Source organism: Geobacter argillaceus (genome assembly GCF_007830735.1).
Taxonomy (GTDB): Bacteria; Desulfobacterota; Desulfuromonadia; order Geobacterales; family DSM-12255; genus Geomobilibacter; species Geomobilibacter argillaceus.
This window is the reverse complement of sequence record NZ_VLLN01000003.1, coordinates 201,483-212,431: the sequence shown is the minus strand read 5'-3', so window position 1 is coordinate 212,431 and position 10,949 is coordinate 201,483. Positions and strand designations below refer to the sequence as shown.

The following is a 10,949-nucleotide window of genomic DNA, read 5'->3' as shown; positions in this document are numbered from 1 at the left end:
TACAGATGCGAACAAGAAGCAGCCGGTTTTACCCGGTCACCCTGATGATGGTGATGTTGCTGACTTTTCTTTCTCTTCCGGTCGGAAACGAGGCAATGGCTGCATTTGAGAGCGGCAGCACCTGCGGTGCGGCCTTTCACAATACCACCAGCTGCCGAGGCGCCTTCAACCCAACGGTTAATACCACAATCCAGCTTCCGTCCAGTGGAATACTGGATTACACCACCTTTACTGTGCCGCAGGGTGTCACAGTAAAGTTTGCCAAGATCGCAAACAATACCCCGGTTATAATCCGGACCAGCGGCAATGTCCTGATCGAGGGGACAATTGACGTCAGTGGCTCATCTGCTGTGCATAGCGGTACTGCGGGTGATGGTGTTCTTGGCGATGACGGCCAACCGGGGCTCGGTGGCCCGGGTGGGTTCGATGGCGGATACGGTGGTCGTTCGCCACTGTTCGGCGGGGCGCCGTGTCAGGCTGGAGGTGCTGGGAAAGGTCCTGGCGGTGGACCGACGGCAACGTTCTGTACCGGAAATGATAACTGGCGTGGGGGAAACGGCGGGGGGGCCGGGTATGCTTCAGTTGAAGGAGTTCCTGGCTGGGCTGCCAGCAATGGAACGGTATACGGTCAGGCCTCCATACTTCCCATCATTGGCGGTTCCGGTGGCGGTGGCGGGGCCGGAGGAGGGAGTTATAACGGTGCTGGCGGTGGTGGCGGTGGTGGTGCGATCCTGATAGCTTCTTCTGGAGCTATCATTATTGGTAAAAACGGTGTTGGTGGGGCTGGACGGATTTTTGCCGATGGTGGCGCCGGCGGTTCCAATGGTGGAGACGGTTGTGGCGGTGGTGGCGGTGGTGGCAGCGGCGGTTCCATCAAGTTGGTAGCTGAAACGCTGACGCGTGTTTATGACGGATGGGTCGGTGCTCGTCGAGGGCCTGGTGGTGGCTCTTGTTATAGCTCAGGCGGATATGGTGGATATGGCCGGATCAGGCTTGAAGCTAACAATACAAACTGGTCAGGCTATACTGATCCTGGCTACTCATTTGCCCTTCCCGGAAAGGTGCTGGTGCCGAACAACCCAACCCTGTCCATCATAGGCATTACTGCCGGCGGCACTACCCAGGCGGTGCCGGCCAATCCCACCGGAGTGGGTGACGTGACCCTTCCTCAGGGAACTACTACCGCCACCGTGCAGATTGCTGCGACCAATATTCCCATAGGTACTACGGTTACGGTCTACGTGGTGCCGGTCATCGGTGCCAACCGTTCGTCGTCGCTCAGTACTGCCCTTGCTGGCCCCTCTGACGCATCTACATCTGCCATGGCCACGGTGACCCTGAGCAACGGCAACAACGTCCTACTGGCCTCGGCCACCTACACGGTAACCGAGCTGCTGGCCATGAGCCTGCCCAGGTTCGGAGGGGAGTACGTGGCAAAGATCCGGATTGATTCGGAAATGAACGGAACCTCGAGGGTGACCTATATCACTGCTTCCGGCAAGGAGTATCCGGCCGACGGCCGTACGGTGAAGGCCACCAGCTGAACCGTACCCACAACTGCTGCTATGGTATCATCAAGACGCCGGGGCCTTTCCCGGCGTCTCTTTTCGTGTTAAGGAAACAGGCATGACAGTTACCGGCGTAGGGCAGTGCTGCTGGGATTACCTGGCAACGGTGGAGAGCTATCCGTCGGCGGACAGCAAGACCGAGGTGTATGAATGGACCGAGCAGGGGGGCGGGCCGGTCGCCACCGCACTGGTGGCCCTGGCCCGGCTCGGGGGCCGGACCCGATTTGCCGGCGTGGTGGGGGACGATCCGTTGGGGATGCAGATCCGTGCCTCTCTGGCAGCGCCCCACCGGCGCTCCTTTGCAGCTGGCAGAACTCCCCGCCGATTTTCTGGCCGGGAGCGTGGTGTAAGGGTCATGCTGGATGCGGGGGGTACGGCCGGGGATTTCCTCCCTGCCGGCAGTGCTGGCGTTTCTTGCCGACCGCGACTGTGCCTGACACGCTTCGCTCCCTTGGAGCGATCCGTCTTGCCCTGTACACGAAAAAACAGTATCCTCCACCCATGGACTGGTTACGTGAAAACAATCACTGGGTATTCGACCTGGACGGCACCCTGACCGTGCCGGTGCATGATTTTGCCGCTATCCGGAGTGAGTTGGGGATTCCGTCCGAGGCGGACATCCTCGACTTCCTGGCTGCGCTTCCGGAAGCTGAGGCTGCCCGTCGGCATGCGCGGCTGAACGAGATCGAACTGGAGCTCTCGGCGCGGACCGTCGTGGCTCCGGGTGCGGTCCGGCTGGTGGAGTGTCTGGCGCTGCGCGGCGCACGTCTCGGCATTCTTACCCGCAACACCAGGGAGATCGCCCTGGTTACCCTGTCGCACCTCGGCCTCCTGGACTATTTTGAGCCGGCGGCGATTGTCGGCCGGGACGAAGCCCCTCCCAAGCCTGAACCGGACGGTATTCGCAGGCTTGCAGGCCAGTGGGGCGCAGATCCGACGGCAACGATCATGGTGGGCGATTATCTGTTCGATCTCCAGGCCGGCAAGGCTGCCGGGGCAACCACGGTCCATGTGGACCGTACCGGTAGCTTCCGCTGGCCCGAGTTTGCCGATCTGGCTGTAGTCTCCCTCGACGAACTGCTCCCGTTGATCGAACCTGCACTATGAGCCCGTTCAGGGGCCAACTGCACGGGATGGTGCTGCCATGTTCGCGCTGAAAAAGTTCATTACCCCCTTTCTGCTGCCACCCGGCATCGTTGTGCTCATCCTCGTTGGCTACGGGTTCCGGTGCTGTCGCCGCCGCCGGTACGGAGCCGGTCTGGTGACCCTGCTGCTCGGGGCGTTTCTCTGGCTGTTAGCCACGGCCCCTGTCGGCAGCCTGCTGATGCGGGGGCTGGAGGGGCGTTTGACGATACCTCGGCCACTCCGGGGGGATGTTATCATCCTGCTCGGTGGTGGCATCAATGGCTTTGTCCCGGATTTGACCGGCACGGGTACGCCGTCTGCGGACATGTCCTGCCGCATTCTGACGGCCGTGCGTGCCCAGCGGCAGCTGGGGGTGCCGGTGATCGTCTCCGGCGGGGCGGTCTTTGCCGGTCAGCCGGCTGAGGCGCCGGTGGTGCGGCGCTTTCTCCTCGACCTCGGGGTTCCGGCGGAGCAGGTAATTGTCGAGGCCCAGAGCCGGGACACAATGGAAAACGCCCGCTACTGCCGGGAGATCATCAACCGAAGCGGGTTTCGGCAGCCGTTGCTGGTCACGTCCGCCTATCACATGCCACGCTCCCTTGCCGCGTTCCGCACGGCAGGGGTGGTGGTAACCCCTGTGCCGGCCCAATTTGCCACCGGTGGCGGCGAACCGTTCCTCTGGGTGCATTGGCTGCCCGAAGCCGGGGCGCTGCATCGTTCGTCAAAGGCGCTGCACGAGTACCTGGGGCTGCTCTGGTACCGGTTGTCCGGGTAGCCATTGCGGGGAGACGCTGCATGTTGTCGGCGATATGATACCCTTTCGCCAGATGTATACATTGAAAGAAGAACGTATATGGCACGACAGTCAATGGTTTGCCGGTTGCTGGTGGCTGGCGTCGTGACGATGACGGCTGTTCCGGCGATGGCGGGAGGACCTGCGTGGGAACTGCTGGATTCGGCGCCGAACCATTCGGAGCTATTCTTACGAGATCAGCTGCGCCAAAGGAGAGAGCAGGCTTGTGTCGGTGAAGCATGCCAACGCACAAGGTGGGGCGATTGCCGAGTTCAGCCTGGCGGGCAAGGCCGAGTGGGAGGAGATACCGATCGGGTCGCGGCTCGATATGGTGGTGGACGAAGAGTGCCCGGTCCCTGCTCGTTGACCGATGCCAGTCGGTAATGGTGGCAATGTAAAAGGCCCCGGCAGCTTCTGCCGGGGCCTTTTACATGGACGGGACGAATGCTCGGCTACAGCCTGAACCGCTTCACCATCTCCTGCAGCTCCACCGAGAGCTTGGAGAGCTGCGACGAGGCGAGGGATATCTCATTGGAGCTGTGGGCGCTTTGCTGAACCGTGTCCGATATCTGGTGGATGTTGTTGGAAATTTCCCGGGTGGTTGCTGTCTGCTCCTCGGCTGCGGTGGCGATCTGGTTGATCTGGCCGGTCACCTCGTTGATCTGCGACAGGATCTCCTCCAAGGCCTGACCAGACCTGGCAGCCTCCGACGTTCCCCGCTCCACCTCGTTGACCCCCTCCTCCATCGCCGATACCGCCAGTCTCGTCTCTCCCTGGATGCTCTTGATCATTTCGCCGATTTCCCGGGTCGCCTTGGTGGTCCGTTCGGCCAGTGCCCTGACTTCGTCCGCCACCACGGCAAAGCCGCGCCCCTGCTCGCCGGCCCTTGCCGCTTCGATGGCGGCGTTCAGGGCCAGCAGGTTGGTCTGGTCGGCAATGTCTTCAATGGTGGCGACTATGGCGCCGATCTGGTCGGAGCGGGTGCCGAGCTGCTCCACCACGCCGGCTGAACTGCGCACCTTGTCGGCGATCCGGTTCATCCCTTCGACCGTATTCCTGACGATGACCGCACCGTTCTGGGCCGCCTGGCTGGCATTGCTGGAGCTTTCGGCAGCATGGTGGCAGTTGTTGGCGATGTCCGAACTGGTTGCCGACATCTCTTCGCTGGCCGTGGCCACGGTCTCCGCCTGGCTCACCACTTCGTGGGAGCCATCCGCTGTGTTCTGGGCGTTGGCGTGGAGTTCGACCGAGGCTGCCGAGACCTCGTGGGCGCTCTTATTAACCATGTCCATGATCTGCCGCAGGTTTTCCACCATGGCCTTCATCGCCCCGTAGACACCGCCATTTGCCTTGTCGAAGCGGACGGTCAGGTCACCTTCGGCCACCAGCTTGGCAATCTCCTCCAACTGCTCCGGCTCGGTGCCGAGACGACCAATCAGGCGCTTGGTCGTGACGAGGGATATGATGGCAATAACGATCAGCAACGTTATGGTTGCCCCGACGATCAGATAAACCCCTTCGATCAGATGCCTCCTGTTGTCATCAGAGGCTTTCTTGATGATCGCCTCCAGGTCGTCCACGTAATTGCCGGTGCCGATAACCCAGCCGAAGGGCTGGAATTGCAGCGAGTAGCTCCGTTTGGGGAACGGCTTGGGGGCGCCCGGTCTGGGGAACCAGTAGTTTGTGTACCCCCCTCCGGGCTGCATGCCGTTCCTGATGATCTCCTGAACAAGATATGTGCCTTTGGCATCCTGAAGGTTGTAGCGGTTCTTCCCCTCTATCTCCTTGCCCAGCATTGCCACGTTGACCCCTTCGGTGGTGTCGGCCCACAAGTAGCCGTCCTTGCCGAACTTCATGTTCCGGAGCAGGTCGGCCCCCTGTCTTTTCGCCTCGTCCAGGGAAAATTCGCCTTTCTGGTGGCGCTCGAAGATCCGCTGCAGCATACTGACCGCCGCTTCCACCTGGCTCTTGGCCTGGGTGTCAAAGTCGCTGTAGAGCGTTTTTCGATATGAGTCGACGAAATTGTTGAAGACGTCCAGGTTTTCCTTCATGGCAAGGAGGCTGGTGACCACGGCCAGGGTTATGCAACTGGCAAGGACCAGGGCAAGGATCTTGGCGCCAAAACCAAATTGTGTGCGTGATGATGTCATAATAATGCCTCCGTAAAACAAGATTTCATTTCTGTGACGACGTTGTAACTACTTGGTTAGAATAGTGGGTTAGTGAGTAATTACTTAATAATTTCACACTAAACTAAGGATGTTGTCTGAGTTTTTGTATACTATCGGCCAATGGCTCGAGAGCTTTAATGTTCTGAGAAAATGTATACAAATTCAAAAAATCAAATATATGGTTGGTGTCGAGGGCGTTTGTATCGTCGCATGTTGAGGGGGGTGCAAGCCAGATCGTGGTAGCGTGTTGGCGGTCCATATCAATATATATTCTGAATGAAATTATGAGCGGGGAGGGCGCGCAACACCGCGAAACTGGTAATGAACTTGACACCTCCCAGCCTTTGTGCTAGCTTTCCCGGGCCTGTCCCGTCTATTTGAGCGGTCGTTTGGGGGCGGTGTGTCACAGAACAGCCAGGGAGGCTACATGAGCAACAAACTGCTCCTCGCCGATGACAGCGTCACCATTCAAAAGGTCGTTGGGATTATCTTTTCAAACGAAGATTACGAGCTTGCCGTTGTTGATAACGGTAACGCCGCCCTGGAAAAAGCCCGGGAGTCTCACCCCGATATCATGCTGGTGGACGCCCTTATGCCGGGAATTAACGGCTATGAGGTCTGCCAGGAGATCCGCCGGGATCCGGCACTGAAAAACACCCCTCTGTTGCTCCTTACCGGTGCCTTCGAACCGTTCGACGAGGACAAGGCCCGCCAGTGCGGGGCCGATGATTTCATCAGCAAGCCATTTGATTCCCAGAGCCTCATCGAGAGCGTCAAGAAGCTGATTGCTCTCGGTCGGGAGCGTGCCGCGGTTCCTGGTGAACAGACGCCGCCGGTTCAAGTCGCTGCACCGGCATCAGATTGGGCAGTACAGGAACTTGTCGAGCTTCCCCCCGAGCCGTTGGCTGCCGCAGTATCATCCGCGACCGGAGCTGTTGCCGAACCGACCCCGGCGGCGGCAGAGGATGATCTGTGGGGCGCATTCGAGCTTGAGGCGGGCGGGGCAGAACCGGTCGTTGAGACTGCCGGTGAAGAGTCGGTCGTGGCCGGGTTCGAGGACCTGTCTGCCGACAACGCCTTCTCATTTGCCGAGTCTGAATCGATTCCCGAACCGGCAGCAGCCGACTTCGGCTCGAACTGGGTGCCGGTGGGGGAGCAGGAGTTCGGCTGCGACGAACCTTCTCCGGTCCAACCGGCACCAACGCTCGCTTCGGTACCATTGGCTGCGGTTTCCGTTGATGCCATGGAGCCGAACTCCTTTCCCGAATCATCCTTTACCGCCAGTGTGGTGGAGCCATCCGCTTTTGGCGGCTTCGAGGGGGGGGGCGAACCGGTATCCGCAGCCATCCCAATGGAGCCGGTCGAGCCGCTTTTTGCCCCTGAAGAAGAATTCGTACCCGCCCCTGCGGCCATGGTGTCCTCCACTGAGCCGGCAGCCGAGCCCGCGGCGGTGTCGGCCATTCCGGCTATGGTAGCCCTGGACGAGGGCCAGCTCAAGGCTCTTCTGGCCAGTGTTTCCCGTGAGGTGATCGAAAAGATCGTCTGGGAAGTGGTGCCTGATCTGGCCGAGACCATCATCAAGGAAGAGATCAGGAAGATCAAGGAAGGGCTTGGTAACCAGTGAACTCGTAACTGGTGACTGGTGTACAATCGTTACCCAAAAGAGCGGGGGATTTCGTATCCCCCGTTTTTTTCATACATTACAATAGATACGATGAGAGGTCGGACGATGGAGCAGCAGGAACTGGCAAAGGTCTACGAACCCCGGGCCGTTGAGGAGAAATGGTACGGGGTCTGGGAGCAAAGCGGCTATTTTCGCGCAACGGCACCATCCGAGAAGAAACCGTACAGCATTGTCATCCCTCCTCCGAACGTCACCGGCGCCCTGCACATGGGGCATGCCCTGAACAATACCCTGCAGGATATTCTCTGCCGCTGGAAGCGGATGCAGGGATACAATGTCCTCTGGATGCCCGGCACCGACCATGCCGGCATTGCCACGCAGAACGTGGTGGAGCGCCAGCTGGCGGCCCAGAAGAAGGATCGCCACGAGCTCGGACGGGAGGCGTTCATCGAGCGGGTCTGGCAATGGAAGGCGGAGTCCGGCGGGCAGATCATCGGCCAGTTGAAGCGTCTGGGCGCCTCCTGCGACTGGGAACGGGAACGTTTTACCATGGACGAGGGGCTTTCCAGGGCAGTACGTACGGTCTTTGTCAGGCTGCATCAGGAGGGGCTGATCTACCGCGACAACCGGCTGATCAACTGGTGCCCCCGCTGCCACACCGCCCTGTCGGATATCGAGGTCGAGCACGAGGATAAGAAGGGGCATCTTTGGCATATCCGCTACCCGGTCGTCGGCGCCCCGGGCCGGTTCGTGACCGTGGCCACCACGAGGCCGGAGACCATGCTGGGTGATACGGCCGTGGCCGTGCATCCGGATGACGAGCGGTATTGCGACCTGGTCGGCAAGACGGTTGTGCTCCCCCTGATCAACCGGGAGATCCCGGTGGTGGCCGACGAGTATGTCGACCGGGAGTTCGGCACCGGGGTGGTGAAGATTACGCCGGCCCATGACTTCAACGACTTCGAGGTGGGGGTCCGGCACGGGCTGGACAAGATCAACGTCTTCGACGAATCCGGCATCATCAACGCCGCCGGCCGGCAGTACGAGGGGCTTGACCGGTTCGAGGCCCGCAAGAGGATCGTTGCCGATCTGGAGGAGGCGGGGCTGTTGGCGAAGATCGACGACCACGCCATGGCGGTCGGCGGCTGCTACCGCTGCAAGACGGTGGTCGAGCCGTATCTGTCGCTCCAGTGGTACGTCAAGGTCGGCCCGCTGGCCGAGCGGGCACTGGCTGCGGTCAAGGATGGTCGGACCCGCATTCTTCCCAAGCAGTGGGAGAATACCTATTACGACTGGATGGAGAACATCCGCGACTGGTGCATCTCGCGCCAGATCTGGTGGGGCCACCGGATTCCGGCCTGGTTCTGCGATCACTGCGGTGAGGTGACCGTAGGGATGGAGGAGCCGAAGAGTTGCTGCAAGTGCGGCAGTGACGAGATCCGCCAGGAGACAGATGTGCTGGACACCTGGTTCTCTTCGGCCCTCTGGCCGTTCTCTACCATGGGCTGGCCGGACAAGACGCCGGAAGTGGCTGCCTTCTACCCCACCTCCTGCCTGGTGACCGGGTTCGATATCCTTTTCTTCTGGGTTGCCCGGATGATGATGATGGGACTGCACTTCATGGACGAGGTGCCGTTCAGGGACGTCTACATCCATGCCTTGGTGCGGGACGCCCAGGGGCAGAAGATGAGCAAGTCCAAGGGGAACGTCATCGATCCGCTGACGGTCATCGACCAGTATGGCACCGATGCCTTCCGCTTTACCCTGGCTGCTTTTGCCGCCCAGGGGCGTGACATCAAGCTGGCCGAGGAGCGGATTGCCGGCTATCGGAACTTTGCCAACAAGATCTGGAACGCTGCCCGCTTTGCCCTGATGAATCTGCAGGGATTCGATCCGGAGAGTGACGACCCGGCCATTGCCCAACTGCGCCATTTCTTCTTCACCGCGACGCCGGGCAAGGAGTATCCGGAGGAGGAAGCGCGTCTGCCGCTGGCCAATGCGGATCGCTGGATACTGTACCGGCTCCACAACGCGGCGATTGAAGTCAACACCTCACTGGATGGGTACTATTTCAACAGCGCCGCCAATGCGCTCTACCAGTTCACCTGGAGCGAGTTCTGCGACTGGTACATCGAGCTGATCAAAAACGACCTCTACGCCGGCAGTCCGGAGCGGAAAGCGACCGCCCAGTATGTCCTCTGGTACGTGCTGGAGCACCTGCTCAGGCTGCTCCACCCCTTCATGCCGTTTATCACGGAAGAGATCTGGCAGGTGCTGCCGGGAAACAAGGCGAACGAGAGCATTATGCTCGCCCCCTATCCCGAGCCGCAGGCGATCTGGGATTTTCAGGGAGAGGCAACGGCCATGGAACTGGTCATGGATGTCATACGGGGTATCCGGACCATCCGCGGCGAGATGGAGGTGGCGCCTTCCAGGGAGATCGCCGCCATCCTGGAGTGCGGTTCCGACGCCAGTCGGAGTCTGCTCAAGCAGAACGAGGGGTACATCGTTTCCCTGGCCCGCCTGGCGAGCCTGGCCATCGGCAGCGGGTTGGATCTGCCGGAAGATGCGGCACTGCAGGTTGCCGGCGACGTGAAGATAGTGGTGCCGCTCAGGGGACTGGTGGACGTGGAGGAAGAGGAAAAGCGCCTCCTCAAGGAGATCGGCAAGGCGGACAAGGATATAGAGTTCCTGGAGAAGAAGCTGGCCAACCCGAGTTTTGTCGAACGCGCCCCGGCCGATATCGTGGCCAAGGAGCAGGAAAAGCTGGCCGAGTTCGGGGAGAAGAAGCGACTGCTGGAAGAGAGCCTCGTCAAGATCCGCAGGCTGCGGTAGGGGCAACCCTTGTGGTTGCCCTCGCTTGGGCAGGCACAAGACCTGGAATGGATATGCCGTTGCCAATACAGTTCTACATTTTCGCCTTTCTCTTCGGGGCCGTGGTCGGCTCGTTCCTGAACGTCTGCATCTGCCGTCTTCCGGAAGGGAGATCGGTGGTATTTCCTCCTTCCGCCTGTCCTTCCTGCGGGGCCGCTATCCGCTGGTACGACAATATCCCCATAGTCAGCTACCTCGTTCTCAGGGGGCGGTGCCGCTCGTGCAGCGCATCCATCTCCTGGCGCTATCCCCTGGTGGAGACCTTGAACGGCCTGCTGACCCTGGTACTGTTCCTCCGCTTCGGACCGTCCCTGACCTTCCTGGCGCTGTTTCTCTTCTGCTCCGCCCTGGTGGCTATCACCTTCATCGATTTCGATCACCAGATCATTCCGGACGTTATCAGCCTTCCCGGCATCGTGGTCGGTTTTGTCTTCTCCTTTTTCCTCCCCTGGCTCGGGTGGCGGTCGTCGCTCATCGGCATCGTCGCCGGCGGCGGGGTCATCTGGCTGATCATCGAGCTCTACTACCGGCTGCGGAAGGAAGAGGGGATGGGGGGCGGCGATGTCAAGCTCCTGGCGATGATCGGTGCCTTCCTCGGCTGGCGGGCCATCCTGTTCACCCTCTTTGCTGCGTCCCTGGTGGGGTCGGTCGTCGGCGTATCCCTCATGTTCCTGCAAAAAAAGGACGGCAAGCTGGCCATCCCCTTTGGGCCGTATCTTGCGTTCGGGGCTGTTCTGTATATATTTTACGGGAAGCAGATCATTTACTGGTATCTGAATATCGGCAGATAAACT

Annotated in this window: 9 protein-coding genes; 8 read left to right on the top strand and 1 reads right to left on the bottom strand. The window is 60.2% G+C overall.

Translation table 11 applies throughout. From position 1 onward, the window contains the following. Positions 1–5: 5 nt before the first annotated feature. The 5 genes from JN12_RS20960 (at position 6) to JN12_RS20410 (ending at position 3,853) form a co-directional block, all read left to right on the top strand. Positions 6–1,544 carry a hypothetical protein gene (locus JN12_RS20960; RefSeq protein WP_170241834.1) on the top strand — a complete coding sequence of 513 codons (1,539 nt, stop codon included), beginning with the start codon at positions 6–8 and terminating at the stop codon, positions 1,542–1,544. Between the two features lie 82 nt (positions 1,545–1,626). Further along, positions 1,627–2,124, top strand: a complete 498-nt coding sequence (locus JN12_RS20955) for a PfkB family carbohydrate kinase (protein WP_145018430.1) — start codon at positions 1,627–1,629, stop codon at positions 2,122–2,124. Beyond that, positions 2,070–2,675, top strand: coding sequence for an HAD family hydrolase (locus JN12_RS03865; RefSeq protein ID WP_145018427.1), 606 nt, complete (start codon positions 2,070–2,072; stop codon positions 2,673–2,675). The genes JN12_RS20955 and JN12_RS03865 overlap by 55 nt, the downstream gene beginning before the upstream one ends. A 37-nt stretch (positions 2,676–2,712) precedes the next feature. Beyond that, on the top strand, positions 2,713–3,468 hold the full coding sequence (locus JN12_RS03860; RefSeq protein WP_145018424.1) for a YdcF family protein: 756 nt from the start codon (positions 2,713–2,715) through the stop codon (positions 3,466–3,468). A gap of 244 nt (positions 3,469–3,712) precedes the next feature. Continuing rightward, complete coding sequence (locus tag JN12_RS20410; RefSeq protein WP_170241833.1) at positions 3,713–3,853, top strand: hypothetical protein; 141 nt, start codon at positions 3,713–3,715, stop codon at positions 3,851–3,853. 85 nt (positions 3,854–3,938) lie between these two features. Here JN12_RS20410 and JN12_RS03855 read toward each other — a convergent pair whose 3' ends face one another. Then, the gene (locus JN12_RS03855) at positions 3,939–5,636 is read right to left on the bottom strand and encodes a methyl-accepting chemotaxis protein (RefSeq protein WP_145018421.1); all 1,698 of its coding nucleotides are present in this window, start codon (positions 5,634–5,636) and stop codon (positions 3,939–3,941) included. A gap of 448 nt (positions 5,637–6,084) precedes the next feature. On the opposite strand from JN12_RS03855, the gene JN12_RS03850 reads away from it, so the two are divergent. From JN12_RS03850 to JN12_RS03840, 3 genes are all read left to right on the top strand, one after another. Beyond that, positions 6,085–7,281 (top strand): response regulator, encoded by a 1,197-nt coding sequence (locus JN12_RS03850; RefSeq protein WP_145018418.1) that lies wholly within the window; start codon positions 6,085–6,087, stop codon positions 7,279–7,281. A gap of 105 nt (positions 7,282–7,386) precedes the next feature. Then, entirely contained in the window at positions 7,387–10,116 is a 2,730-nt protein-coding gene (locus JN12_RS03845) for a valine--tRNA ligase (RefSeq protein ID WP_145018415.1), read from the top strand. 53 nt (positions 10,117–10,169) lie between these two features. Continuing rightward, positions 10,170–10,946, top strand: coding sequence for a prepilin peptidase (locus JN12_RS03840; RefSeq protein WP_145018412.1), 777 nt, complete (start codon positions 10,170–10,172; stop codon positions 10,944–10,946). The last annotated feature ends 3 nt before the right edge of the window (positions 10,947–10,949 follow it).